This is a genomic window from Burkholderia sp. A2 (genome assembly GCF_001729305.1).
In the GTDB taxonomy this organism is placed as follows: domain Bacteria; phylum Pseudomonadota; class Gammaproteobacteria; order Burkholderiales; family Burkholderiaceae; genus Burkholderia; species Burkholderia sola.
Genome location: NZ_LZXX01000090.1, coordinates 310,056 through 336,434, shown reverse-complemented (window position 1 = coordinate 336,434; position 26,379 = coordinate 310,056). Strand labels below are relative to the sequence as shown.

At 65.9% G+C, this 26,379-nt stretch carries 19 protein-coding genes and 1 tRNA gene; 12 read left to right on the top strand and 8 right to left on the bottom strand.

Annotated elements, in window-relative coordinates:
• Window positions 1-69: 69 nt before the first annotated feature.
• A complete protein-coding gene (locus A9Z05_RS13515) occupies window positions 70-1,176 on the bottom strand; it encodes an aromatic ring-hydroxylating dioxygenase subunit alpha (RefSeq protein ID WP_069618510.1) in 1,107 nt (368 codons plus the stop codon).
• A gap of 269 nt (window positions 1,177-1,445) precedes the next feature.
• Here A9Z05_RS13515 and A9Z05_RS13510 point away from each other — a divergent pair, with 269 nt between their 5' ends.
• From A9Z05_RS13510 to folE2, 4 genes are all read left to right on the top strand, one after another.
• The gene (locus A9Z05_RS13510; protein WP_006479428.1) at window positions 1,446-1,739 is read left to right on the top strand and encodes an exodeoxyribonuclease VII small subunit; all 294 of its coding nucleotides are present in this window, start codon (window positions 1,446-1,448) and stop codon (window positions 1,737-1,739) included.
• Complete coding sequence (locus tag A9Z05_RS13505) at window positions 1,736-2,620, top strand: polyprenyl synthetase family protein (protein ID WP_050011336.1); 885 nt, start codon at window positions 1,736-1,738, stop codon at window positions 2,618-2,620. Before A9Z05_RS13510 ends, A9Z05_RS13505 begins: the two co-directional genes overlap by 4 nt.
• An 81-nt stretch (window positions 2,621-2,701) precedes the next feature.
• Window positions 2,702-4,606 carry a 1-deoxy-D-xylulose-5-phosphate synthase gene (gene dxs / locus A9Z05_RS13500; RefSeq protein WP_069618509.1) on the top strand — a complete coding sequence of 635 codons (1,905 nt, stop codon included), beginning with the start codon at window positions 2,702-2,704 and terminating at the stop codon, window positions 4,604-4,606.
• A gap of 153 nt (window positions 4,607-4,759) precedes the next feature.
• Entirely contained in the window at window positions 4,760-5,569 is an 810-nt protein-coding gene (gene folE2 / locus A9Z05_RS13495) for a GTP cyclohydrolase FolE2 (RefSeq protein ID WP_069618508.1), read from the top strand.
• Window positions 5,570-5,659: 90 nt separating this feature from the next.
• Here the strand turns inward: folE2 and tsaD are convergent, their stop codons facing one another.
• Window positions 5,660-6,700, bottom strand: a complete 1,041-nt coding sequence (gene tsaD / locus A9Z05_RS13490) for a tRNA (adenosine(37)-N6)-threonylcarbamoyltransferase complex transferase subunit TsaD (protein WP_069618507.1) — start codon at window positions 6,698-6,700, stop codon at window positions 5,660-5,662.
• Between the two features lie 121 nt (window positions 6,701-6,821).
• Here tsaD and A9Z05_RS13485 point away from each other — a divergent pair, with 121 nt between their 5' ends.
• From A9Z05_RS13485 to A9Z05_RS13455, 7 genes are all read left to right on the top strand, one after another.
• Complete coding sequence (locus A9Z05_RS13485) at window positions 6,822-8,051, top strand: NAD(P)/FAD-dependent oxidoreductase (protein ID WP_256121991.1); 1,230 nt, start codon at window positions 6,822-6,824, stop codon at window positions 8,049-8,051.
• 105 nt (window positions 8,052-8,156) lie between these two features.
• Window positions 8,157-8,369, top strand: coding sequence for a 30S ribosomal protein S21 (gene rpsU / locus A9Z05_RS13480; RefSeq protein WP_006479415.1), 213 nt, complete (start codon window positions 8,157-8,159; stop codon window positions 8,367-8,369).
• Window positions 8,370-8,563: 194 nt separating this feature from the next.
• Window positions 8,564-9,010: a GatB/YqeY domain-containing protein gene (locus A9Z05_RS13475; protein ID WP_050011331.1), complete on the top strand. Its 447-nt coding sequence runs from the start codon at window positions 8,564-8,566 to the stop codon at window positions 9,008-9,010.
• 70 nt (window positions 9,011-9,080) lie between these two features.
• Complete coding sequence (gene dnaG, locus A9Z05_RS13470; protein ID WP_069618505.1) at window positions 9,081-10,952, top strand: DNA primase; 1,872 nt, start codon at window positions 9,081-9,083, stop codon at window positions 10,950-10,952.
• Window positions 10,953-11,040: 88 nt separating this feature from the next.
• Complete coding sequence (gene rpoD, locus A9Z05_RS13465; RefSeq protein WP_084044233.1) at window positions 11,041-13,458, top strand: RNA polymerase sigma factor RpoD; 2,418 nt, start codon at window positions 11,041-11,043, stop codon at window positions 13,456-13,458.
• Window positions 13,459-13,596: 138 nt separating this feature from the next.
• Window positions 13,597-13,675, top strand: a tRNA-Ile gene (locus A9Z05_RS13460).
• 300 nt (window positions 13,676-13,975) lie between these two features.
• Complete coding sequence (locus tag A9Z05_RS13455; protein ID WP_069618668.1) at window positions 13,976-15,526, top strand: phospholipase D family protein; 1,551 nt, start codon at window positions 13,976-13,978, stop codon at window positions 15,524-15,526.
• A gap of 7 nt (window positions 15,527-15,533) precedes the next feature.
• Here the strand turns inward: A9Z05_RS13455 and A9Z05_RS13450 are convergent, their stop codons facing one another.
• Complete coding sequence (locus A9Z05_RS13450) at window positions 15,534-17,015, bottom strand: PLP-dependent aminotransferase family protein (RefSeq protein WP_069618504.1); 1,482 nt, start codon at window positions 17,013-17,015, stop codon at window positions 15,534-15,536.
• Between the two features lie 237 nt (window positions 17,016-17,252).
• Between A9Z05_RS13450 and A9Z05_RS13445 the strand changes: the two genes are divergently transcribed.
• Window positions 17,253-17,903: a pyridoxamine 5'-phosphate oxidase family protein gene (locus A9Z05_RS13445; RefSeq protein ID WP_069618503.1), complete on the top strand. Its 651-nt coding sequence runs from the start codon at window positions 17,253-17,255 to the stop codon at window positions 17,901-17,903.
• Between the two features lie 152 nt (window positions 17,904-18,055).
• Here A9Z05_RS13445 and A9Z05_RS13440 read toward each other — a convergent pair whose 3' ends face one another.
• The 5 genes from A9Z05_RS13440 to A9Z05_RS13420 form a co-directional block, all read right to left on the bottom strand.
• Window positions 18,056-19,897, bottom strand: coding sequence for a protease pro-enzyme activation domain-containing protein (locus A9Z05_RS13440; RefSeq protein WP_069618502.1), 1,842 nt, complete (start codon window positions 19,895-19,897; stop codon window positions 18,056-18,058).
• Window positions 19,898-20,397: 500 nt separating this feature from the next.
• Entirely contained in the window at window positions 20,398-20,943 is a 546-nt protein-coding gene (locus A9Z05_RS13435; protein ID WP_256121984.1) for a hypothetical protein, read from the bottom strand.
• 63 nt (window positions 20,944-21,006) lie between these two features.
• Complete coding sequence (locus A9Z05_RS13430) at window positions 21,007-21,699, bottom strand: response regulator (protein ID WP_069618501.1); 693 nt, start codon at window positions 21,697-21,699, stop codon at window positions 21,007-21,009.
• Window positions 21,700-21,801: 102 nt separating this feature from the next.
• The gene (locus tag A9Z05_RS13425) at window positions 21,802-23,229 is read right to left on the bottom strand and encodes an efflux transporter outer membrane subunit (protein ID WP_069618500.1); all 1,428 of its coding nucleotides are present in this window, start codon (window positions 23,227-23,229) and stop codon (window positions 21,802-21,804) included.
• Window positions 23,230-23,233: 4 nt separating this feature from the next.
• Window positions 23,234-26,377, bottom strand: coding sequence for a multidrug efflux RND transporter permease subunit (locus A9Z05_RS13420; protein WP_069618499.1), 3,144 nt, complete (start codon window positions 26,375-26,377; stop codon window positions 23,234-23,236).
• Window positions 26,378-26,379: the final 2 nt, after the last annotated feature.

Below are 26,379 nucleotides of genomic sequence, written 5' to 3'. Positions count from 1 at the left end.
AAAAGACGGGCCGAAGCCCGTCTTTTCGTCTGCCGGATGCCGCGCGGCGTCAACGCGCCGCAGCCGCTGTCAGAGGTCGCCGAGGTGGCGGCGCAGGAACTCGTGGAAGTGCTGCATCCCGTCTTCCATCGGGCTTTGGTACGGGCCGACCTGCGACTCGCCGCGGGCCATCAGCGCACGGCGGCCCGCGTCCATCCGCATCGCGATCTCGTCGTCCTCGACGGCCGTTTCCATATAGGCGGCACGCTCGGCCTCGACGAATTCGCGTTCGAACAGCGCGATTTCCTCGGGGTAATAGAACTCGACGATGTTGGTCGTCTTCTGCGGCCCGCGCGGAATCAGCCACGACACCACCAGCACGTGCGGATACCACTCGATCATCAGGCCCGGGTAGTACACCATCCAGATCGCGCCGAACTCCGGCGGCACGCCGTTGCGGAACTTCAGCACCTGTTCGTGCCATTTCTGGTAAGTCGTGCTGCCCGGTTTCGCGAGGGCGTTGTGCACGCCGACCGTCTGCACGCTGTACCAGTCGCCGAACTCCCATTTGAGATCGTCGCACGACACGAAGCTGCCGAGGCCCGGGTGGAACGGGACGACGTGGTAATCCTCGAGGTAGACCTCGATGAACGTCTTCCAGTTGTAATCGCACTCGTGCACTTCGACGTGATCGAACTGGTACTCGGAGAAGTCGAAGTGATGTTTCGTGCCGAGGTTCGCGAGATCGCGCGCGACGTTGCGGCCCTCGGCCTCGAACAGCAGCCCCTGCCAGTTCTGCAGCGGGCTCTTGCCGAGGTTCAGGCACGGCTTGTCGGGGAAGTGCGGCGCGCCGAGCAGCTGGCCATCGAGGTCGTACGTCCAGCGGTGCAGCGGGCACACGATGTTCTGTGCATGGCCGCGCCCGTTGAGCATGATCGCCTGCCGGTGGCGGCACACGTTCGACAGCAGTTCGATCCGGTTCGTCTGGTTACGGACCAGCACGCGGCCTTCCTTCTCGGACGGCAGCGCAAAATAGTCTCCCGCCTCGGGCACCATCAGCTCGTGCCCGACGTAACGAGGACCTTTCTTGAAGAGGGTTTCGATCTCGCGCTCAAGCAGCGCCTCATCGAAATATGCAGTGACTGGAAGCTGGCTGTGGGCCGACTTCAACTGAAGCGCATCGCTCAGATTGGACATTCCCACTCCCGGTGTTAGCGTGAAAGCAGTGAACAACCCAACCATCGAAAAATCGATTTAGGGAAACGGAGAATTATACCCGGTTCGCCCCGCAAGGCTAGGATTAAGTGCCTGATTTGTGTCAATTTTTTGTCGGGCGGCCGTCCAAAGGCGCACACTGTGCGTCGTAGATGGGGCCGGAATTGTGCGCGGGCGCCCAACACGGCAGGTCGGAAAATTCTCTTTTGCCGTAGAATGTCCGACTTGTTTTGAAATTTGACACCTCGTCCATGGCGAAAACCGCATCCCCAGGCGCCACGCCGCCCGGCAATGGCACCGAACCGTTGCCGGACAATTACGAGATGGCGCTGGCGGAACTCGAGACGCTGGTTGCCCGGATGGAAGGCGGCGCGTTGAGCCTCGAGGATTCGCTGGCGGCGTATCGCCGCGGTGCGACCCTCGTTGCGTTTTGCCAACAGCAGCTCGAGAAAGTGGAGCAGCAGGTTCGCGTGCTCGACGGCGCGACGCTGAAGCCGCTTTCGTCCGGAACGGCCGCCACGGACGGCGAAGACGACGATCTATGACATTCGAACAATGGATGCGGTCCGTGCTTGACCGTGTCGAGGACGCACTCGGCCACTATCTGCCGGCCGAAACCGCGACGCCCGCGAAACTTCACGAGGCGATGCGCTATGCGGTCCTCGGTGGCGGCAAACGCGTTCGCCCGCTGCTGTGCCATGCAGCAGGCGAACTGACCGGCGCGACGGAAGCGGCGCGCAACGCGGCGGCGGCGGCGCTGGAGATGATCCACGTCTACTCGCTCGTGCACGACGACATGCCGTGCATGGACGACGACGCGCTGCGTCGCGGCAAACCGACCGTGCACGTGCAGTACGACGAGCCGACGGCGCTGCTGGTCGGCGACGCGCTGCAGTCGCAGGCGTTCGTCGCGTTGACCGACGCCGATGCGCTGTCGCCGGTGCAGCAGGCGGCGCTCGTGCGCGAGCTGGCGCTCGCGAGCGGCTCGATCGGCATGGCCGGCGGGCAGGCGATCGACCTGGCGAGCGTCGGCCTGAAGCTGACGCGCGAACAGCTCGAGACGATGCACCGGATGAAGACGGGCGCATTGCTGCGCGCGGCCGTGCGGATGGGCGCGCTCGCCGGCGAGACGCCGTCGGCGGAAACGATGGCCGCGCTGGATGTTTACGCGGGCGCCGTGGGTCTGGCCTTCCAGGTCGTCGACGACATTCTCGACGTCACGACCGATTCGGCGACGCTCGGCAAGACGGCCGGCAAGGACGCGGCGAACGACAAGCCGACCTATGTATCGATCCTCGGTCTCGAGGCGTCGCGCGAGCTGGCAGCGCAGCTGCGCGCCGAAGCGCACGACGCGCTGAAACCGTTCGGCGCACGCGCACAGCGTCTCGCCGAACTTGCCGACCTGGTAGTGAACCGGGTCAGCTGACGCGAAAGCCCGCCGCCGCGCACATGCTACGGTGCGTGCAAAAGAATGCGGGCGCGTTTGATTTCCTACAATGGAACGACGATGTACGACTTGCTGAAAACCATCGACGACCCGGCGGATTTGCGCCGCCTCGATCGTCGCCAACTGCAACCGCTCGCGGATGAACTGCGCGCGTTCGTGCTCGACAGCGTGTCGAAGACGGGCGGCCATTTGTCGTCCAACCTCGGGACGGTCGAGCTGACGATCGCGTTGCACTACGTGTTCGACACGCCGAACGATCGCATCGTCTGGGACGTGGGTCACCAGACCTACCCGCACAAGATCCTGACGGGCCGCCGCGACCAGATGCACTCGCTGCGTCAGCAGGACGGCATCTCGGGTTTCCCGCGCCGTTCGGAGTCGGAATACGACACGTTCGGCACCGCGCACTCGAGCACGTCGATCTCGGCCGCGCTCGGGATGGCGATCGGCAGCCAGCTTAACGGCGACGACCGCTTCTCGATCGCCGTGATCGGCGACGGCGCGATGACGGCCGGCATGGCGTTCGAGGCGATGAACAACGCGGGCGTGTCGGAAGATGCGAAAGTGCTCGTGATCCTGAACGACAACGACATGTCGATCTCGCCGCCGGTCGGCGCGCTGAATCGCCATCTCGCCCGCCTGATGTCGGGCCGCTTCTATGCGGCTGCGCGCGCGGGCGTCGAGCGCGTGCTGAGCGTGGCGCCGCCGGTGCTCGAACTTGCGCGCAAGCTCGAGGAGCACGCGAAGGGCATGGTCGTGCCGGCCACGCTGTTCGAGGAGTTCGGCTTCAACTACATCGGCCCGATCGACGGTCACGATCTCGATTCGCTGATCCCGACGCTGCAGAACATCCGCGAACTGCGCGGCCCGCAGTTCCTGCACGTGGTGACGAAGAAAGGCCAGGGCTACAAGCTCGCCGAAGCGGATCCCGTGCTCTATCACGGCCCCGGCAAGTTCAATCCGGCCGAAGGCATCAAGCCGTCGACCACCCCTGCGAAGAAGACTTACACGCAGGTGTTCGGCGAGTGGCTGTGCGACGAAGCCGAGCGCGATACGCGCGTGGTCGGCATCACGCCCGCGATGCGCGAAGGCTCCGGCATGGTCGAATTCGAGAAGCGCTTCAAGGATCGCTACTACGACGTCGGCATCGCCGAGCAGCACGCGGTGACGTTCGCGGGCGGTCTCGCGACCGAAGGGCTGAAGCCCGTCGTCGCGATCTACTCGACGTTCCTGCAACGTGCGTACGACCAGTTGATCCACGACGTCGCGCTGCAGAATCTGCCGGTCGTGTTCGCGATCGACCGCGCGGGCCTCGTCGGCGCGGACGGCGCGACGCATGCGGGTGCGTACGATCTCGCGTTCATGCGCTGCATCCCGAACATGACGATCATGGCCGCATCCGACGAGAACGAGTGCCGCCAGATGCTGCATACGGCGCTGCAGCAACCGAACCCGACCGCGGTGCGCTATCCGCGTGGCGCGGGCACGGGCGTGGCGACGGTGAAGGAATTCACCGAGATCCCGGTCGGCAAGGGCGAAGTGCGGCGCCGCACGTCGCAGCCGGAAGGCAAGCGCGTCGCGATCCTCGCGTTCGGCACGATGGTGGCGCCGTCGCTTGCCGCCGCCGAGGAACTCGATGCAACGGTCGCGAACATGCGCTTCGTGAAGCCGATCGACGCGGCGCTCGTGCGCGAGCTCGCCGAAACGCACGACTACGTCGTCACGGTCGAGGAAGGCTGCGTGATGGGTGGCGCAGGCTCGGCGTGCGTCGAAGCCCTGATGGAGAGTGGGGTTATCCGACCCGTACTACAATTGGGCCTCCCTGACCTGTTCATCGATCACGGTGACCCCGCGAAGCTGTTGTCGCAATGCGGCCTCGACGGCGCGGGCATCGCGAAATCGATTCGCGAACGCTTTCTGAATCCGGCGGCCGATGTCGCCGGTCAGGCGAAGCGCGTCGCATAAGCCGACGCCGCCCGCGGGCGGCGTCGGTGCGACTGGTGCAACCGGTCTTCATTGATGCGGAAAACATGGGCCTGCGGGCCCATGTTGCTTTTCCGGCCGCCGCATGATGCGGCGTGCGCGTCGTCGGACGCGCGGCTTACAAGGATTGAATAAATGAACCAGATGAATCCCGCCTTCGTGATGCCCGACGTGCAGAGCACGGTGGATACCCGTCAGATCCCGATTCAGCGCGTGGGCGTGAAGGCGGTTCGGCATCCGTTGACGGTGTGTACCGAGAGCGGCGACGTGCAACCGACCGTCGGTGTCTGGAACCTCGACGTCCATCTGCCGGCCGACCAGAAAGGCACGCACATGTCGCGCTTCGTCGCGCTGCTCGAAGAGAATCGCGCGCCGCTGACGGTCGAGCGCTTCCGCGCGATGCTCGCGTCGATGCTCGTGAAGCTCGAAGCCGAGGCCGGCCGCATCGAGGTCACGTTCCCGTATTTCGTGAACAAGACGGCGCCGGTGTCCGGCGTGCAGAGCCTGCTCGACTATGAAGTGACGCTCGCGGGCGAAAGCCGCAACGGCGACACGCGCCTGTTCCTGAAAGTGCTCGTGCCGGTGACGAGCCTGTGCCCGTGCTCGAAGAAGATCTCGCAGTACGGCGCGCACAACCAGCGCTCGCACGTGACGATCGATGCGGAGCTGGCCGCCGATCTGCCGGTCGAGGCGCTGATCCGCATCGCGGAAGAGGAGGCGTCGTGCGAACTGTGGGGGCTGCTGAAGCGTCCGGACGAGAAGTTCGTCACCGAGCGTGCATACGAGAACCCGAAGTTCGTCGAGGATCTCGTGCGTGACGTCGCGCAGCGTCTCGATGCGGACGAGCGGGTGATCGCGTACGTGCTCGAAGCCGAGAACTTCGAGTCGATCCACAATCACAGCGCGTATGCGCTGATTGAGCGCGACAAGCGGCTGGCTGCATAACGCCGCGGCGTTTTGTTCCGCCAATGACGAAGGCCGCTCGGAACCGAGCGGCCTTTTTGTTTTCCTGCTCGAGGCATCGCGTGGCGCGATTCAGCTTGCGAGCGACGCGAGATCCCAGCGCGGCTTCACCGTGAACGCGTAATCGGCATTCGCCTGTTCGGGCCAGCGGCCGAGCCGCAGCGCGCCCGCGAGCGCGATCATCGCGCCGTTGTCGGTGCACAGCGCGAGATCGGGGTAGTGCACGTCGAAGCCGCGCCTGGCCGCGGCCGCCGACAATGCGGCGCGCAACTGGCGGTTCGCGCCGACGCCGCCCGCGACCACGAGGCGCTTGAGCTTCGTCTGTTTCAGCGCGGCGAGCGACTTCGCGACGAGCACGTCGACGGCCGCATCGACGAAGCCGCGCGCAAGGTCGGCCTTCGCGCGTTCGAGTGCGTCGCCCTCGAGCTTCGCCGCTTCGAATTTCTTCATCTGCGTGAGCACGGCCGTCTTCAGGCCGCTGAAGCTGAAGTCGAGATCGCCCGAATGCAGCATCGGACGCGGCAGCACGACCGCGCCCGGCGTGCCCGTTTCGGCGAGCTTCGATACTTCGGGGCCGCCCGGATAGCCGAGACCGATCAGCTTCGCCGTCTTGTCGAACGCTTCGCCGGCCGCGTCGTCGAGCGTTTCGCCGAGCGTCTCGTACACGCCGACGTCGGTCACGCGCATCAGTTGCGTATGGCCGCCGGAAACCAGCAGCGCCACGAACGGGAACGGCGGCGGCTCGTCGACCAGCAACGGCGACAGCAGGTGGCCTTCAAGGTGATGGATGCCGACGGTCGGCTTGTTCCACGCGAGTGCGAGCGCATTCGCGATGCTCGCGCCGACCAGCAGCGCGCCGGCGAGGCCGGGGCCCTGCGTGAACGCGATCGCGTCGATGTCGTCGCGGCGCGTGCCGCTTTGCGCCATCACTTCCTCGAGCAGCGGCAGCGCGCGACGGATGTGGTCGCGCGACGCGAGCTCGGGCACGACGCCGCCGTAGTCGCGGTGCATCGCGATCTGCGAATGGAGCGCGTGCGCGAGCAGGCCGCGCTGCGTGTCGTAGAGCGCGAGGCCGGTTTCGTCGCAGGAGCTTTCGATGCCGAGAACGAGCATGGGTGAGGGCAGGGCGCGCCGTTTCGGACGCGCCGCGGGTAGGTCGACGTAACCTGAAATTATAGCAGGCAGGGGCTCGCCGCCGCCGCAGGCGGCCCGGGCGCGAGGCCAGGCAGGTACAATCCGCGCCATGGAAACTTATGACATCGCCGTGATCGGCGCGGGCGCCGCCGGCATGATGAGCGCCGCGGTCGCCGGGCAGCTCGGCCGTCGCGTCGTGCTGATCGATCACGCGCCGCGGCTCGCCGAGAAAATCCGCATCTCGGGCGGCGGCCGCTGCAACTTCACGAACCTGTACGCCGGACCCGACAACTACCTGTCGTCGAATCCGCATTTCGCGCGCTCGGCGCTGGCGCGCTATACGCCGCGCGACTTCCTCGGGCTGCTCAAGCGCCATCACGTGACCTGGCACGAAAAGCACAAGGGGCAGCTCTTTTGCGACCACGGCAGCGATGCGATCATCGACGTGCTGAAGCACGAGTGCGACGCGGGCGGCATCGCGTGGCGCCGGCCCGTCGTCGTCGACGCGGTGCGCCATGCGCCGGCCGACGGCTTCACGCTCGACACGCAGCAGGCCGGCCCGATCGGCGCGCGCGCGCTGATCGTCGCGACCGGCGGCCTGTCGATCCCGAAGATCGGCGCGACCGACTTCGGCTACCGGCTCGCGAAGCAGTTCGGCCACAAGCTCGTCGATACGCGGCCCGCCCTCGTGCCGCTGACGTTTGCGCCGCAGGACTGGGCGCCGTTCGCGCCGCTGTCCGGCGTGTCGCTCGAAGTACGCGTATCGACCGGCGACAAAAAGCGCGGCGGCGAATTCGTCGAGGACCTGCTGTTGACCCATCGCGGGCTGTCCGGGCCGGGCATCCTGCAGATTTCGAGCTACTGGCAGCCCGGCGACCCGATCCGCGTCGACCTGCTGCCGCAGCGCGACACCGTGGCCGATCTGCTCGACGCGAAACGCACGTCGAAGCGCCAGATCGGTTCGCTGCTCGCCGACTGGGTGCCGTCGCGCCTCGCGCATGCGTGGCTCGACACGCATCGCGTCGCGGCCGACGCGCGGCTCGCGGACCTGCCCGACAAGAAGCTGCGGCAGATCGGCGACGCGCTGTCCGGCTGGACGCTGACGCCGAACGGCACCGAAGGCTACAAGAAGGCCGAAGTGACGAAGGGCGGGGTCGATACGCGGGAGCTGTCGTCGGCGACGATGATGAGCGCGCGCGTGCCCGGGCTGTTCTTCGTCGGCGAGGCGGTGGACGTGACGGGCTGGCTCGGCGGCTACAACTTCCAGTGGGCGTGGGCGTCCGGCACGGCGGCCGGGCAGGCCGCGGCCGAGTACGCGCGCGGCGCCTGACGCGCCGGCCGGCGCCGTTCCGGCGGGGCTGGGGTCCGTGCCTTCGAGCAATCGCTCTGCTATACTCGGTAGTCTTTCCCTGCAAACCTTTATTCGTGTCGGATCATGACGATCATTCGCGTTAAAGAGAACGAGCCGTTCGAAGTTGCAATGCGTCGCTTCAAGCGCACGATCGAGAAGAACGGTCTGTTGACCGAGCTTCGTGCGCGCGAGTTTTACGAGAAGCCGACCGCAGAACGCAAGCGCAAGAAGGCCGCTGCGGTGAAGCGTCATTACAAGCGTATTCGCAGCCAGACGCTGCCGAAGAAGCTGTACTGAACGATTGGGCGCCGCGCGGTTCGCTGAGCGGCGCACCGGCGACTCCGTGCGATCGGGTGCGGTCGCGCAGCCGATCAGGCGGCGAGTCGCCGATGCCGGATTCGAGCAACCCGCTTGAGACAATGTCCCAAGCGGGTTTTTGTGTTGACGCCCGTTCGCGGGCGTCGGATTCACGTTTCCATCCCGGGTGAAAGATGAGTTTGAAAGAGCAGATCAGCGAAGACATGAAGGCCGCGATGCGCGCGAAGGAAAGCGAGCGCCTGGCAACGATTCGCCTGCTGATGGCCGCGATCAAGCAGCGCGAAGTCGATGACCGGGTCACGCTCGACGACGCGGGCATCACGGCCGTGATCGACAAGATGATCAAGCAGCGCAAGGATTCGATCAGCCAGTTCCAGGCGGCCGGCCGTGACGATCTCGTCGCGAAGGAGCAGGCCGAGCTGGCCGTGCTGGGCGGTTACATGCCCGCGCAACTGTCGGACGCCGAAGTGGCGGCCGAGGTCCAGGCGGCGGTCGCGCAAACCGGCGCAGCCGGCCCGCAGGACATGGGCAAGGTGATGGGCGTGCTGAAGGGCAAGCTCGCCGGCCGTGCCGACATGACGGCCGTTTCCGCACAGGTCAAGGCCGCGCTCACGAAGTAAAACCCGTTCCCGGCGCGCCCAGCGATGCGTGCGCCGGGCGTCGTATTGTCTTTTTTCGCTCGATCCCACGGTGATTCCGCATTCGTTCCTGCAGGATTTGCTGAACCGCGTCGATATCGTCGACGTGGTGGGCCGGTACGTGCAGCTCAAGAAGGGCGGCGCCAACTTCATGGGGCTGTGCCCGTTCCACAACGAGAAGAGCCCGTCGTTTACCGTCAGCCCGACCAAGCAGTTCTATCACTGCTTCGGTTGCGGCGCGCACGGCACGGCGATCGGCTTTCTGATGGAGCACGCGGGGCTCACGTTCCCGGAAGCCGTGCAGGAACTCGCGCAATCCGTCGGGCTGACCGTGCCGCACGAGCCGTCGATGCGCGGCGGTGGGGGCGGAGGCGGTGGCGACTATCCGGCGCCCGTGTCGAAATCGGTGGCGACCGCGCTGTCCGATGCGATGACGGCGGCGTGCGACTACTACCGCAAGCAGTTGCGCGGCGCGACCGTCGCGATCCAGTACCTGAAGAACCGGGGCCTGACCGGCGAGATCGCCGCGCGCTTCGGTCTCGGCTATGCGCCGGACGGCTGGCAGAACCTCGAAGCCGCGTTTCCCGACTATCGCGACGAGTCGCTCGTCGAGGCGGGGCTCGTGATCGTCAGCGAGAAAACCGACGCGCAGGGCGTCGCGCGCCGCTACGACCGGTTCCGGGAGCGGATCATGTTCCCGATCCGCAACGTGAAGGGGCAGGTGATCGGTTTCGGCGGCCGCGTGCTCGGCAGCGGCGAGCCGAAGTACCTGAACTCGCCGGAAACGCCGTTGTTCAACAAGGGCAGCGAGCTGTACGGCCTGTTCGAGGCGCGCCTCGCGATTCGCGAGCGCAAGTACGTGCTGGTCGTCGAAGGCTACATGGACGTCGTCGCGCTCGCGCAGCTCGGCTTTCCGAACGCGGTCGCGACGCTCGGCACCGCGTGCACGCCGATTCACGTACAGAAGCTGCTGCGTCAGACCGACACCGTGATTTTCAGTTTCGACGGCGATTCGGCCGGGCGGCGCGCGGCCCGGCGCGCGCTCGAGGCCTGCCTGCCGCATGCGGGCGACAACCGTACGATCCGGTTCCTTTTTCTGCCGACCGAGCACGATCCGGACAGCTACGTGCGCGAGTTCGGCGCGGACGCGTTCTCCGAGCAGGTCGAACGCGCGATGCCGCTGTCGCAATTTCTGTTGAACGAAGCAATTGCCGGCAAGGCGCTCGATCAGCCGGAAGGCCGCGCGAAAGCGCTGTTCGATGCGAAGCCGCTGTTGCAGGCGCTACCCGCGAACGCGTTGCGCGCGCAGATCATGCACATGTTCGCCGATCGTCTCGATATCCCGTTCGAAGAGGTCGCGGCGCTTTCCGACGTCGATACGCGCATCGCGGCGCCGCCGCGGCAGGCGCCCCCGCGAAGCGAGCGGCGCCGCGTGACGGACAGCGAAAAGCGCGCATTGCGCACGCTGGTGATGCATCCGCGCGTCGCATCGCAACTCGACGACGAACAGATTGCGACCCTGCGCGCGCTGCCGCGCATCGGCGAGCTGTTCGCGGAAGTCGTCGATCATGCGCGTGCGCTGGGCGACGGCGCGGAGTTCCGGCTGTTGTCGGATGTCCTGAGGACGTCCTCGAACGGGGCGACTTACGAGGAAATCTTCCGCGAAATTCTGGACTATGATGAAAACGTCCGCGATTTGCTGTTACAGAATCCGGAAGACGAGACGGTGCCCGAGCGGCAGCGTGAGCAGGAGCGGATTGCGGGGGAGGAGCTGCAGGCAGCGGTGCTCAAGATGCGCTATGACGCCTGCTGCGACCGGCTGGACAGGCTGGCGCGGCAATCCACGTTCACCCCCGAGGAATTGGCTGAATTGACGGAATTGAACCAGCAGCGAACCGACATGAAGCGTCGGCTCGGGCTGTAGGCGGCTGGGGCGCTTAGAGAGGGCTCCCCAGCGTGCTATAATATAAGGTTTCCAGCGGTTTGTTTTCCAAGCAGAGGCGAGAATCGCGATGGCAAAGACGACAGGCGGAAAGAAAGCAACAGGCAAGGGCTCGACGGAGCCGACCAAGAAGGTCACAGCGGCCAAGTCTGCTTCTTCCACCAGGACAACGTCTTCAGCCACGTCAGCCCCTGCAGGAAAGAAAACCGCGGCCGGCACTGCTCAGGCTGCGCCGGCGCCGGCAGCCAGAACACGGGCTGCCGCCAGACCCGACTCCGGGCCGGCCAAGCCGGCGGCGAAGCGGGCAAGTGCGAAAAGCGCAAGGGACACGACTGCCGACGCGGACGAAACGGCAGTACGTACTACTCATGCACCCACGGTTCAACCGGCTGTCGTCCAGCAGCCGCGAGTCGATATAGCCGGTATGGCGAACTCCATGACCAAAAAGCTGAACGAAGTATCCGTCGAAGACGACGCAAATCAGAGCGACGAGCAGCCCGCAGCGGCGGCTGCACCGGGCAAGTCCAAGGTGCGCGATCGTCGCGCCAAGGAAAAGGCGCTGCTGAAGGAAGCGTTCGCGACGAGCACGCCGGGCACGGCCGAGGAGCTCGAAGAGCGCCGCGTGAAACTGCGCGCGCTGATCAAGCTCGGCAAGGAGCGCGGCTTCCTCACGTACGCCGAAATCAACGACCACCTGCCGGACAACTTCACCGAGACCGAGGCCCTCGAGGGCATCATCGGCACGTTCAACGACATGGGCGTGGCGGTTTACGAGCAGGCGCCGGACGCGGAAACGCTGCTCCTGAACGACAACGCGCCCGCCGCGTCGTCGGACGATGAAGTCGAAGAGGAAGCGGAAGTCGCGCTGTCCACCGTCGATTCGGAATTCGGCCGCACGACCGATCCGGTCCGGATGTACATGCGCGAAATGGGCACGGTCGAGCTGCTCACGCGCGAAGGCGAAATCGAGATCGCGAAGCGGATCGAGGACGGCCTGCGCCACATGGTGATGGCCATCTCCGCGTGCCCGACGACGATTGCCGACATCCTCGCGATGGCCGAACGCGTCGCGAACGAAGAGATCCGCGTCGACGAGCTCGTCGACGGCCTGCTCGATCCGAACGCCGCGGACGCGGCCGATACGGACGGCTTCTCCGCGAAGGAAGCGGAAGCCATCGAGAACGAGGACGAGGAAGCCGAAGAGGAAGAGGAAGAAGAGGAAGAGGAGGAAGACGACGGTGCCGCGCAGGCATCGGCGAATGCCGCCCAACTCGAAGCCCTCAAGCGCGCGTCGCTCGAAAAGTTCTCGCAGATCAGCGAGTGGTTCGACAAGATGCGCCGTGCGTTCGAGAAGGAAGGCTACAAGTCGAAGGCCTACCTGAAGGCGCAGGAAACGATCCAGAGCGAGCTGATGACGATCCGCTTCACCGCGCGTACCGTCGAACGCCTGTGCGACACGCTGCGTGCGCAGGTGGACGAAGTGCGTCAGGTCGAGCGTCAGATCCTGCACATCGTCGTCGACAAGTGCGGCATGCCGCGTTCGGAATTCATCGCGCGCTTCCCGGGCAACGAGACGGATCTCGACTGGGCGGAGAAGATTACCGCGGAAGGCCATCCGTACAGCGCGGTGCTGTCGCGTAACGTCCCGGCGATCCGCGAACAGCAGCAGCGCCTGCTCGACCTGCAGGCGCGCGTCGTGCTGCCGCTGAAGGACCTGAAGGAAACCAACCGCCAGATGGCGGCCGGCGAACTGAAGGCGCGTCAGGCGAAGCGCGAAATGACCGAGGCGAACCTGCGTCTCGTGATCTCGATCGCAAAGAAGTACACGAACCGCGGCCTGCAGTTCCTCGACCTGATCCAGGAAGGCAACATCGGCCTGATGAAGGCGGTGGACAAGTTCGAATACCGTCGTGGCTACAAGTTCTCGACCTATGCGACGTGGTGGATCCGTCAGGCCATCACGCGCTCGATCGCGGACCAGGCGCGCACGATCCGTATTCCGGTTCACATGATCGAAACGATCAACAAGATGAACCGCATCTCGCGGCAGATCCTGCAGGAAACCGGTCTCGAGCCGGATCCGGCAACGCTCGCCGAGAAGATGGAGATGCCGGAAGACAAGATCCGCAAGATCATGAAGATCGCGAAGGAGCCGATCTCGATGGAAACGCCGATCGGCGACGACGACGATTCCCATCTCGGCGACTTCATCGAGGACACCAACACGGTCGCGCCGGCGGATGCCGCGCTGCATGCCAGCATGCGCGACGTCGTGAAGGACGTGCTCGATTCGCTGACGCCGCGCGAGGCGAAGGTGCTGCGGATGCGTTTCGGTATCGAGATGAGCACCGATCACACGCTCGAGGAAGTCGGCAAGCAGTTCGACGTCACGCGCGAGCGGATCCGTCAGATCGAGGCCAAGGCGCTGCGCAAGCTGCGTCACCCGAGCCGTTCCGACAAGCTGAAGTCGTTCCTCGAAGGGAACTGATTTCCAGCGTCTCTTCTACGAACGCCGCCGGTATCCGCATGATGCCGGTGGCGTTTGTTCCCTCTGTCGTCTTTGTTGTTACAATGCCGGCCCGGCCTCGTTGCCGGGAGAGCGTGTAGCACGCTTTGCTTCTCGTCTGGGCCCCTAGCTCATGCTTGGTTAGAGCAGCGAACTCATAATTCGTTGGTGCCGGGTTCGACTCCCGGGGGGCCCACCAGATTCGCTTCCACGGTCGTTCGGGGAAGCCGCGAAACCCGCGATGCCGCAAGGCGTCGCGGGTTTTTCTTTGGGCGCGGTCGACCGTATTGAACGCGTTCGCGTCGGCGCCGGCTGTCGCATCTTCGCCACCGCGGAAACACGGAAAGCGTGCGGCCCCGATATCAATCGAAGTATGCTGTGGCGCGATCCGGTCGCACGCTGCTTTGTCGCGCGCACACCGAGGACCAGCGCCGCGCTCCGTCCGGCAGCCAGCCAGAACAAACACAATCCGACTTCGCCCGACAGTGGGGCGGCCAACATGATCATGCTGCGTTCGTGGGGTGCGATTCTGTCGTTGCTGATGCTCGTCGCGTGCGCGAGCCTGCCGCCGCAGGCCGAGCGCGCGCCGACGCACGCATTTACCGATACCGACGATACGCGCCTCGGCGCGGCATTTCGCCAGCAGGCAGCCGCCCATCCGGGGCAGGACGCGTTTCATTTGCTGACCGATCCGGTCGACGCGCTGGACGCGCGCGTGCTGCTCGCCGACCGCGCCGACCGCTCGCTGGACCTTCAGTACTACATCTGGCACGACGACCTGACCGGGCACGAACTCGCCGACGCGATCATGCGCGCGGCCGATCGCGGCGTGCGCGTGCGCGCGCTGCTCGACGATCTCGGCACCAACGCGGACGACCGCAAACTGCTCGAGATCAGCGCGCATCCGAACATCGAGATCCGGCTGTTCAATCCGGTGGCCACGCGCCGGTTCAAGAAGATCGGCACCGTGTTCGAGTTCTCGCGCGTCAACCGGCGCATGCACAACAAGGCGATGATCGCGGACAACCAGGCGGCGATCGTCGGCGGCCGCAATATCGGCGACGAATACTTCGGCGCATCGTCGATGCTGGAATTCGGCGATCTCGACGTCGTCGTTCACGGCCCGGTCGTGAAGGATATCTCGACCGAATTCGATACGTTCTGGAATTCGCCGTATGCGTATCCGATCGATACGCTGGTCGGACACGATGCGGCGCCGGGCGGGCTCGACCGCGAGCGCGAACGGTTGCGCGACTACCTGAGGGCGATGGAAGACAATCCATACGTGCTCGAGGCCCGGCAGCGGCTCGACCGGATCGTCCACGGGCAGGGCACCGAATTGTCGTGGGGGCATGCGACGGTGCTGTACGACGATCCGTCGAAGATCGCGCACCCGCCGAAGGACCGCGACGGGCACCTGATGCCGCAGTTGCGTGCGCTCGCGTTGCAGCCGCAGCACGACCTGCTGATCGTGTCGCCGTATTTCGTGCCGGGCAAGGATGCCGTCGAGCGGCTGCGCGCGCTCGTGGCGCGTGGCGTGCGCGTGACGGTGCTGACCAATTCGCTCGCGTCGACCGACGTGGCGGCCGTGCATGCCGGCTACCGCCGCTATCGAAGCGAGCTGGTGAATGCGGGCGTGCGGCTTTACGAGCGCCGGCCGTCGGGCGACAAGAGCATTTCGAAGCAGGTCATCATCGGCTCGTCGCGTGCATCGCTGCATGCGAAGACCTACGTGTTCGATCACACGAGCATTTTCATCGGGTCGATGAATCTCGATCCACGTTCGCTGAACCTCAATACGGAGATCGGCCTTTACTGCGAGAGTCCGGCGATCGCCTCCCAGGTGGCCAACGATCTGGAAGCGCGGCTCGACCAGATCGCATGGCGCGTGGAAGCGAGAACCGACGCGGCTGGCAAAGGGCGACTCAAGTGGGTTCAGACCGACGCGGACGGAAAGGTCACCGAGATCGATCACGAGCCGGAAGTGTCCGCCGGGCGGCGGATGGAAGTGTGGTTCCTCGGGCTGTTTCCGATCGAATCGCAACTGTGAGCGACGCTCAGCGCCGTGCGCGGCGGTGCTCGTCGATGACGGCCGCGAACTGCATCGCTGCTGTCTCGATCGTCGCGTCGCTCAGTCCGGAATAGCCGAGCACGAAACCGTTGTAGCGGCGGCCGTTGCCGCGGCGGCCGTCGCCGATGCAGTAGCTGCTCAGCGGTTGCAGCAGCAAGCCATGGGCGGCGGCGGTGCGCGCGACGTCGGTATCGTGCAGCGGCGCCGCGAGATCCGCGGAAAGATGCATGCCGCCCGGGCTTTCCCGCACGCTCAGCGACGTGCCGAGATGGCGGGCGAGCGCCGCTTCGAGGCTCCTGCGCCGGTCCGCATAAAGCGCCCGCATTCTGCGCAGGTGCCGCGCAAACAGGCCGGTATCGATGAATTCCGCCATTGCCAGCTGGTCGGCCGAATGACCGCGATGGACGAGTTCGCGCAGCGTGCGCGTGAAGCGTTCGACCAGCACCGGCGGCACCACCATGAAACCGAGCCGAAGGGCCGGGAACATCGTCTTGCTGAACGTGCCGAGATAGCATACTGGCGCGTCCGCTTGCAGACCCTGGATCGCGGGCAGCGGCTGGCCGCCGTGACGGAACTCGCTGTCGTAGTCGTCCTCGAGGATCCACGCGCCGCATGCACGGGCATGTTCGATGAGCGCCGCGCGCCGCCGTGGGCTCATCAGCGCGCCGAGCGGGTACTGGTGCGACGGGGTCGTATAGATCAGCCGGGGCGGGTGGGTGCGCCACTGCGCGTCGGTCGGCGCCATCCCCTCGCGATCGACCTCGATCGGCACGGGATTCAGGCCGGTCGAGCGGAACGCGGTCCTCGCGCCGTTGTAGCAAGGGTTCTCGAGCCAGCCGTATTCGCCGGGATTCGCCAGCATCCGCGCGCACAGTTCGAGGCTGCCCTGCGTGCCGTCGGTGATGAATACCTGCTCCATGTCGCAGCGCACGCCGCGCGACACGCGAATGTACGCGGCCACCGCGCGCCGCAATTCGGGCAGTCCTTCGACCGGACCGTACGCCAGCCGGGCGGGCGTGATGGTCTTCCATGCGCGCTCGATGCAGCGGCGCCACTGGGCAACCGGGAATTCGTCGAGAGACGGGAGGCCGGGAACGAACGGCAGCATGCGTTCGGGCTCGGGATCGGCGTTCTCCAGCCCGTGCACGCGCGCCGACAGGTGAACCGGTGCGGAGCCGTCTTCCTTTCCGGCGCCCGGGCGGCGGCATCCGTCCCATAGCGTGATCGTGCCGTTGCGCGTGGCCGCCACGAAGCCTTCCTCGGCAAGGCGCTCGTACGCATAGACTGCGGAATTGCGCGCGATGCCCAGCTCCGCCGCGAGCACGCGCGTCGACGCGAGCCGCGTGCCGGGCGGAAGCTGCCCGTCCAGCAGCATGTCGCGCAGGCTCCGGTAGAGCGCTTCCTGCTGACTATGCGTTGTCGCGCCGTCCTGTCTGGCAAGCGATGAGATGAGCAGCGCGAGATCCATGGGCTGGTTCCAGAAATTTTCCTTGTGCTGGTTCTTTCGAAGACGCGGCGCGCATCGTATCGTTCATGCTTTCGCGGCGCAGGCAGGTTCGCGCACATGGCGAGCGATCGGTGCGACTTGCGATGTGCGCGTATTTTGCTCGATTCGGCGCGCGATTGTCGATCGGCGGGGCAACCACGCGCTGAGACACGGATACGGCACGATGCCGATACAATTCACTTCGTAGTACAGATATATATGAGCGACCAGACCACTCTCTCTTCCACGCCGCGCACGACCATTCGCCGCCTGCCTGAACTGGCGTGTCACGATCGCACGATGCTCTACCGCGTCGTGGACGACGCGTACGTCTGTCACGTCGCATTCGGCGACGGACAGAACACGCACTGCATCCCGACCGCGCACTGGAGGAGGGGCGACGCGCTCTATATCCACGGGTCCAACGGCAGCCGGATGATCAAGGCGCTGTCGGCCGGCGTGCAAGCTAGCGTCGCGATGACGCTGCTGGACGGTCTCGTGCTGGCCAGGTCCGCCTTCAACCATTCGATGAATTATCGATCCGCGGTGATCTACGGGCAGTTCGACGTGATCGAAGGCAGCGTGGAAAAACTCGCCGCGCTGGATGCGTTGATGGACAAGATCGCGCCGGGCCGCAAGCATGAAGCGCGACCGGGCAATTCGAAGGAAATCAATGCGACCAGCGTCCTGCGGATTTCGATGGCGGAAGCGGCCGTGAAAATCAGCGATTCGCTGCCGTCCGACAAGGAAGAGGATCTCGGGCTGGCGGTGTGGGCCGGGATCCTGCCGTTGAAGACGACACGCGGCGCGCCGGTTCATGCAGGTGGCAACGCGCCGATGCCGGACTATGTCCGGAACTGGGCCGATTGAGCGGTGCGGTGCTGCGCGGCGGGGCCGCATCGGCGGAGGCGAGATCACGCGGCATGCAGAAAACCCGCGACGGCTTCGCAGCCTTCGCGGGCTGTTGGACGCGGTTGCGTGCGATACGTCGCGCTCCCGCACCCGGTTCGGTCAGTGGCCCATCAGCGCGCGAAATCCGACGTGCTCTGGATGAACGCGTTCAACTTCGAGATGTTCACGCTGCCGAAGCCCGTCGTCGCATCCCAGCCAGCCTTCGCCTTGTAGCCGTAGGTGCCGCTGCCGTTGTTGCCGGACGTGACGTCGTGCAGCAGCGCCGCGTTGGTCGGGAAGTACTTGTAGATGCTCGACGCGGGGAACCCGAGCGCATTGTTGTTGGCCGACTGCAGCCGCGCCCAGATGCCGGTGAAGATCGGTGCGGCGAGGCTCGTGCCGCCTTCGTTGTTCAGGTAGCCCGAACCCCACAGCGTGTCGGACGTCTGGCCGTTCACGACGAGAATCGCACCCGTGCGGAGATCGGCGTCGAAGCCGATGTCCGGCAGCGCGCGCTTGGTCGATCCGGTGAGAGTCGACGATTGCCACGTCGGCGCGGCTTCGTACTTGCTGTACCCGCCGCCCGTCGACCACACGGTGCCCGACTGCCAGCTCGGATCGTTCCAGACGATTTCGCTGTTGTACGCATTGGTCGACGTATTCGTGAACAGCGTCGTGCCGCCGACGGCGATCACGTACGGCGACGTGGCCGGCTCGCTCACCGTATAGGTCGAGCGCGACGGCTTGCCGCTCGCGCATTCGTACGCGCCGTGATCGCCGGCGGAAACCGAGAAGGTCTGCCCTTGCGCGACCGCCTGCTTGAAGATGGTGTCGTCGGTTGCCTGCGAGCCGGTGCTGTACGCGGACGACTCGCATACGCCGAGCGATACGTTGATCACTTTCGCGACGTTGTCGGTCACGGCCTTGTTGTACGCGGCCGTGATCGCGGTGAGCGTCATCGACGGCGCGACGTAGAACACGACCTGCTTCACGCTGCCGCCAGCCGTGCCGACGATCGACTGGCTGTCGAGGTTCCACTCGACGGTGCCGTCGGTGTCGGTGTACGAACTGCCGGCCGGGCCCGTCTTCACGATGCTGCTGTTGATCGTGCCGAGGCCGTTGTTCGCGGCGAACGTATTGAGGTCGCTCACCGTCTGCGACAGGTCGCCTTCGGAGATGATGCCGACCGTGGTTTGCGAGGCCGTCGGCGTGCCGTCGCCGCCGTAGATCGACGAGAACTCGGTCGGGTTGTGCGGCACCGCCGACGCGCCGGCCGGGATCGTCAGGTTGCTGGTATCGCCTTGCGGCTTGCTGCCCGCGCCCGTATGCATCAGTTCGACGTTCTGCAGGCCGAGCACCGCGCCGACGACGTTGCCGATCGCGTTCGGCACTTGCGCGGCGTCGGTGTTCGCATAGACGCTGCGGCCGTTGCGCGTGAAGCGCTTGAGGGTCGTGCGGAATGCGGACTGGACGGTCCCCGCGGTGCCGGACGCGGAGACCAGCAGCCGGTTCGGCGCGACCACGATATTCACGAAGCCGGCCTTGCGCAGGTGGGCGACGACGGACGCGACCTGCTGGTCGGTCGGTGCGTATTGCGCGGCGAATTGCGCAGGCGTGAGGAACTGCCGGTAGTGCGGCGAGCCGGGCGTGTGCAGGTCGCGCAGGTACTGGTCGAGCTGGGCTTCGTTGCGCAGGTTCAGCCCGAGCACGATGTCCACCGATTCGCCGGGCGCCATGTCGATGGCCGACGCGGCAGCGGCTGCCGTGCTCGCGGCGGGCGCGCCGGCCGTGTCGGCTTCGTTCTGCTGCACGAGCGGCAGGAACCCTTTGGTGCGCGTTTCCGTCCAGCCGGCCGCAGGCGCGGCATGGGCGGCAGCCATGCCGAACGAAGCGGCGGCGGCCGCGGCCGCGGCGGCGAGTGCGAGATTGACGGCGCGAATGTGCTTTTGTTTCTTGTTTGCAACCTGATTCATTTGAATTACCCCTCCGGTTGAACAACGAACGGCACGAACAACAACGGTCGACAGCGGTGCGGGTCATGCACCGCCGTTTTCTGTCGCATGCGGGCGGATGGCACGGACGCGACAGGGCCTTTCGCCCGATCCGGAAAGCGGTTTTTCTCCGGGGGCGAAATACGGAAAACGCGGTAACGGGAAGGCTGCGCCGCAGGGCGGGGCAGTCGCGCCGGAGTCGGCGCGGGCGGGATTGCTAGAGCAACAGCTTCGTTGTCCTGCTCATTTGATTCGGTCCTTCGGCCCGCTGCCGGATGGCAGCCGTCCAGTGAAATGCATCGGGATACTGCACGCGCCGGCGGACGAACGAATCATTCGGCGACGCGTACTTCGGTGCAGCGGAAGCGAAAAACGTAGAGCGGAATCGATTGCGTGGCGGGCAATCCGTCGGATTGCTTGCATCGGACGGTATCAAGAACGAAAGCGCGGTGTCAAACTTTTTCTGATTATATGAAACAAAATTAAATCGAATAAGATGCAATGATTTTGAAAGATCGGCGGCATTTTGTAATGTTCGAAACCGGTAAAGCAGGTAATGCCGAAAGCGACTCGCCGATCCTTTCCGATGCGTGTTGAAACGGCCGTTCGTTATCGAGGAAATGTTCGAATCGCCGGCGCCTGTCGTTCGGCTGCCTGAAGATCTTCGACGAACCGGAACAGTGCGTCGACATGCTGAAGCAGTCGTGAGAGGCAACGTCCGCATCGGTGGCGAACACCTTGATGGCGTCGAGCCCGGTTTCGAGTTCAGCGAGCTGGGTGTGCGAGACGCGACTGCTGGCGGCGACGATCCGGCCGGCGGCATCCGCCATCGCGTCGAGCATCGCGAGCATGCGGCGGATCAACGTGACGAGTTCGAACGCGGCGGCCAGCTGGCAGGCGAACAGCGCCGTCGCGAGCACCAGGTAAGTGGACGCACTGCGGAGCATCGCGCCGGTCGCGTCGTGCGGCAACGCGGCCGGCGCATGCAGTGCGTAGATGAAGAAGGCGGCGATGCAGGCGAGCAGCACGGCGACGATCGCGACGAGGCCGATCGTCCGCCCGAGTTTGCCGGCCGGGCCGTGCCGACAGCGTCACCGCACGCCTCGCAGCCGGTAGCCGACGCCGCGCATCACTTCCGGCATGCCCGGTGCGCCGGCCTGTTCGAGTTTCTTGCGCAGCCTGCAGATGTGGCTGTCGACCGTGCGCTCCAGCGCGCTCACGTCGGCCATGCACGCATCGAGCAACTCGCCGCGCGTAAACACGCGGCTCGACGATCTCGCCATGTGCGCTAGCAGCCGGAACTCCGTCAGCGTCAGCGTGATCGGCACCTCGGCGCCCGCCGTGCGGACGCGGGCCAGATAGCTGTCGGTGTCGATCTCCAGGTCGCCGACGCGCAGCACGCGCAAGCTCGGCGGCGCGGTGGACCGGCGCAGGATCGCGCGCAACCGCGCGACGACCTCGGCCGGGTTGAACGGCTTGACGATGTAGTCGTCCGCGCCGGCGTGCAGCGCCTGCAGCCGGTCGAGGTCGCGGTCGAACGCGGTGACGACGACGACGGGCGTGTTGTCGCGCCGTCGCAGTTCGGCGAGCACGTCCCAGCCGTTTTTATGCGGCATCTTCACGTCGAGCAGGATCAGGTCGGGCTTCAGGTGCGGCTGCATGTCGAGCACCGCTCGGCCGTCGACGACGCGGTAGGTGCGAAAGCCGTCGCGCTTCAGGTACGCATCGAGGATGTCCGAGATGTCGGGCTCGTCTTCTGCAATCAGTATCAGGGAATTCGTCATGGAGTGTGCCGTGCGATGTCGAACCATCGGGGCGGCCCGTTGCCGGGCGCGGGGCGCGCCGTTCCGCCACGCTGCCGCGGAGGACGAAACGGCGCCGTTCGTTCAGTTCTGCGCCACGCGCGTCGACGGTGCGACGTCCTGGTCCGTCAGGCCGCCGCCGAGCGCCTTGTACAGCGCAACGGCGTTGCCGAGCTCGCTGCGGCGCAGGTCGAGCAACGCCTGCCGTGCCGCATAGAGCTGCCGCTGCGAATCGAGCAACTCCAGCCGCCCCTCGACCCCCGCGCGATAGCGCAGGTTCGACAGGTCGGTGCGGCGTTCGGCCGAGCCGACCACGCGCGTCTGCGCGTCGATCTGGCGGCCGAAGGTTTCGCGTCCGGCGATGCCGTCGGCCACTTCGCGGAACGCGGCCTGAATTGCGCGTTCGTATTCGGCGACCGCGCTGGACTTGCGCACTTCCGCGAGACGCAGCTCGGCGCGCAGCCGCCCGCCCTGGAAGATCGGCACCGTGACCTGCGGCGCGAAGCTCCACACGCGCTGGCCGCCGTCGAACAGGCTGCCCATCGCGGGGCTGAGGAAGCCGATCGACGACGTCAGCGACAGGCGGGGAAAGAACGCGGCGCGCGCGGCGCCGATGTCCGCATTCGCGGCGACGAGATTTTGTTCGGCCTGCTGGATATCCGGGCGACGGAACAGCAGTTCGGACGGCAGGCCGGCCGGCAGTTGCGTCATCACCGGTTGCTGCTGCAGCGGCAGCGGCTCGGGCAGATCCTTCGGCAGCTCGGCGCCAACCAGCAGGCGCAGCGCGTTGCGCGCCTGCTCGACGGCGCGCGTGCGTGCTTCGAGATCGGCCGTCGCGCTCGCGACCTGGCCTTCGGCCTGCGCGATGTCGACGCCGCTCGCCTGATGCGCTTCCTTCAGGCGGCGCGCGAGATCGAGCGACTGCCGCCAATCGGCGAGCGTGCGCTCGGACAACTGGCGTTGCTCGTGCGCGAGGCGTTCCGCGAAGTACGCGTCCGCCACGCCGCCGACGAGCGAGATCTGCACCGCGCGGCGGCCGTGATCGGTCGCGAGGTAGTGCGCGAACGCGGCATCCGACTGCGACTTCACGCGGCCGAACAGGTCGATCTCGAACGCGCTGATGCCGACGTTCACGCCGTACTGGTTCTGCGTCGTGCCGAACAGCGGCGGATTCGATTGCGTGTCGTCCGACGTACGCTGGCGCGTGAAGTTCGCGCCGGCGCCGATCGCAGGCAGACGCGCGGCGCGCTGGATGCCGTACTGCGCTTCGGCGGCCTCGACGTTCAGCGCCGCCACGCGCAGGTCGCGGTTGTTGTCGAGCGCGAGCTCGATCAGGCGCTGCAGGCGGCGGTCGCCGAACATCGTGCGCCAGCCGAGGTCGGCGGCGTTCGCGTCGCGGTCGGCGGCAGCGGCGGCGTAGGCCGTCGGCACCGGCATCGAGGGTTTGACCAGCGTCGGTGCCAGCGAGCACGCCGACAGCGCGAGGACGAAGGGAAGAATAAGCAATCGCATGGCATCAACCTTCCTGTCCGTGAGTCGGGGCGGCCGGCTGCTTGCGGGAAGCCCGCCATGCGCCGATGCGCTCCTGGATGCTCGTCACGAACACAAAGAAAACAGGGACGAAGAAAATGGCCAGGACCGTCGCGGTCACCATGCCGCCGAACACGCCGGTGCCGATCGCGTGCTGCGTCTCGGCGCTGGCGCCGGTCGCGATCATCAGCGGTACGACGCCGAGGCCGAACGCGAGCGAGGTCATCAGGATCGGGCGCAGGCGCAGCTTCGACGCCTGCACGGCGGCCTCGATCAACCCGTTGCCTTCCTCGCGCAACTGTTTCGCGAACTCGACGATCAGGATCGCGTTTTTCGCGGACAGGCCGATCACCGTGATCATCCCGACCTTGAAGAACACGTCGTTCGGCAAGCCGCGCAGCAGCACCGCGCCGATCGCGCCGATCAGGCCGAGCGGCACCACCAGCATCACCGACAGCGGAATCGACCAGCTTTCGTACAGCGCGGCGAGCACCAGGAACACGACGATCATCGACAGCGCCATCAGCATCGGCGCCTGCGACGCCGACTGGCGTTCCTGCAGCGACTGGCCGCTCCACTCGACCGCGAAGCCCGGCGGCAGTTGCGCGGCGAGCCGTTCCATCTCGGCCATCGCCGCGCCGCTCGACTGGCCGGGGGCGGCGGTGCCCGAGATCCGCGCGGACGGATAGCCCTTGAAGCGCACCATCTGCAGCGGCGTGTCGGCCCACACCGGGCGCACCACTTCGGACAGCGGCACCATGCCGCCAGCCGCGTTGCGCACGTACAGCTTCATCACGTTGTCGATCTGCATGCGCGCCGGCGCGTCGGCCTGGATGATCACCTGCTGCATGCGGCCGGCGTTCGGGAAGTCGTTCACGTAGGTCGAGCCCATCGCGGTCGACAGCGTGTCGCTGAGCGTCGTGAACGACACGCCGAGCGCCTGCGCCTTCGCGCGGTCGATCTCGAGGCGAATGCTCGTGCCGGCCGGCAAGCTGTCCGGGTACACGCCGGTCACGACCTTGCTTTGCGCGGCGAGTTCGAGCAGCTTGACTTCCGCTGCCTTGAGCGCGGCCGTGCCCTGGTTCGCGCGGTCTTCCAGGCGCATCGAGAAGCCCGAGCTGTTGCCGAGTTCGTCGATCGCGGGCGGCAGCAGGCCCATCACCGTGCCTTCGGTCACGCCGGCCATCGCCTGCTGCGCGAGCATGCCTTCCTCGAGCGTCGATGCGCCGCCGCGGTTCTTCCAGTCCTTCATCACGGACCAGTTGATCGCCGCGTTCGGACCCTGGCCCGAGAAGCCGTAGCCGATCACGGAAATGCTCGACTGGATTGCCGGACGCGAAGCAAGATGCTTCTCCAGCGTGTTGACCACGTCATGCGTGCGCTCGGCGGTAGCGTCCGCGGGCAGCAGAAAGCTGGTGATGAAGTAGCCCTGGTCCTCGTCCGGCAGGAATGACGACGGCAGGCTGCGGAAACCGAACACCAGCGCGCCCGCGATCGCGACGAACACGAGCATCACGCGGCCGGTGCGGCCGACCAGGCGGCCGACGCGCGTCTCGTACCAGGTCGTCAGGCGGTCGAAGCGGCGGTTGAACCAGCCGAAGAAGCCGCGCTTCTCGTGATGGCCCGGTGCGAGCGGCTTGAGCATCGTCGCGCACAGGGCCGGCGTGAGCGTCAGCGCCAGCAGCGCGGAGAACAGGATCGACACGGCCATCGACAGCGTGAACTGCTTGTAGATCACGCCGACCGAGCCGCTCGCCATCGCCATCGGCAGGAACACCGCGGTCAGCACCAGCGTGATGCCGATGATCGCGCCGGTGATTTCCTTCATCGCCTTCGACGTCGCGTCCTTCGGCGACAATCCTTCCTCGGCCATCAGACGCTCGACGTTCTCGACGACGACGATCGCATCGTCGACGATGATGCCGATCGCGAGCACCATGCCGAACATCGTCAGCACGTTGATCGAGAAGCCGGTCAGCAGCATCACCGCGAAGGTGCCGAGCATCGCGACCGGCGCGACGATGGCCGGGATCAGCGTATAGCGCACGTTCTGCAGGAACAGGTACATCACGAGGAACACGAGCACCATCGCCTCGAACAGCGTGGCCAGCACCTTCTCGATCGAGATCTTCACGAACGGCGACGTGTCGAGCGGGATCGAATAGCTCATGCCCGACGGCATCGACTTGCTCAGTTCGGCCATGCGCGTGCGGATCGCGTCCGCGGTCTTCACCGCATTGGCGCCCGGTGCGAGCTGCACGCCAGCGAGGGTGGCCGGCTTGCTGTTCTCGCGGCTCACGAACATGTAGTTCTGCGAGCCGAGTTCGACGCGCGCGACATCACCGAGCACGACCCTCGAGCCGTCCGCGTTCGCGCGCAGCACGACCTTCGCGAATTCCTCCGGCGTCGTGAGCTGACCCTGCGCGGTCAGCGGAACGGTCACGCGCTGGCCTGGCAGCGCGGGCAGCGCGCCGAGGCTGCCCGGCGCGATCTGCACGTTCTGCTGGCCGATCGCGGTCGTCAGGTCGTTCATCGACAGGCCGAAATTGATCAGCTTCTGCGGATCGACCCAGATGCGCATCGCGCGCTCGGAGCCGAATTGCAGCACACGCCCGACGCCGTCGATGCGCCGCAACTCTTCGGACACGCTGCGCGCCATGTAGTCGGCGAGCGCGCCTTCGTCGAAGCGGCCGTTGTCGGAGCGCAGGCCGATCAGCATCAGGAAGCCGGACGACGCGGATTCGACGATCAGCCCGTTCTGGCGCACCGCGGCAGGCAGGCGCGGCTCGATCGACTTGATCTTGTTCTGCACGTCGACCTGCGCCATCTCCGGATGGGTGCCGGGCTTGAACGTGACGGTGATCTGCGCGCCGCCGGACGTGTCGGCCGACGATTCGAAGTACAGCAGGTTCTTGACGCCGGACAGTTCGCGCTCGATGAGGCTCAGCACGCCGTCGTTCATCGTCTGGGGCGTGGCGCCGGGATAGGTTGCGGTGATCGTGACGGACGGCGGCGCGACCGACGGATAGCGCGCGACCGGCAGTTGCGGGATCGCGATCAGCCCCGTCAGGATGATGAAGAGCGCGATCGCCCACGCAAACACCGGGCGTCGGATAAAGAATTCAGCCATGG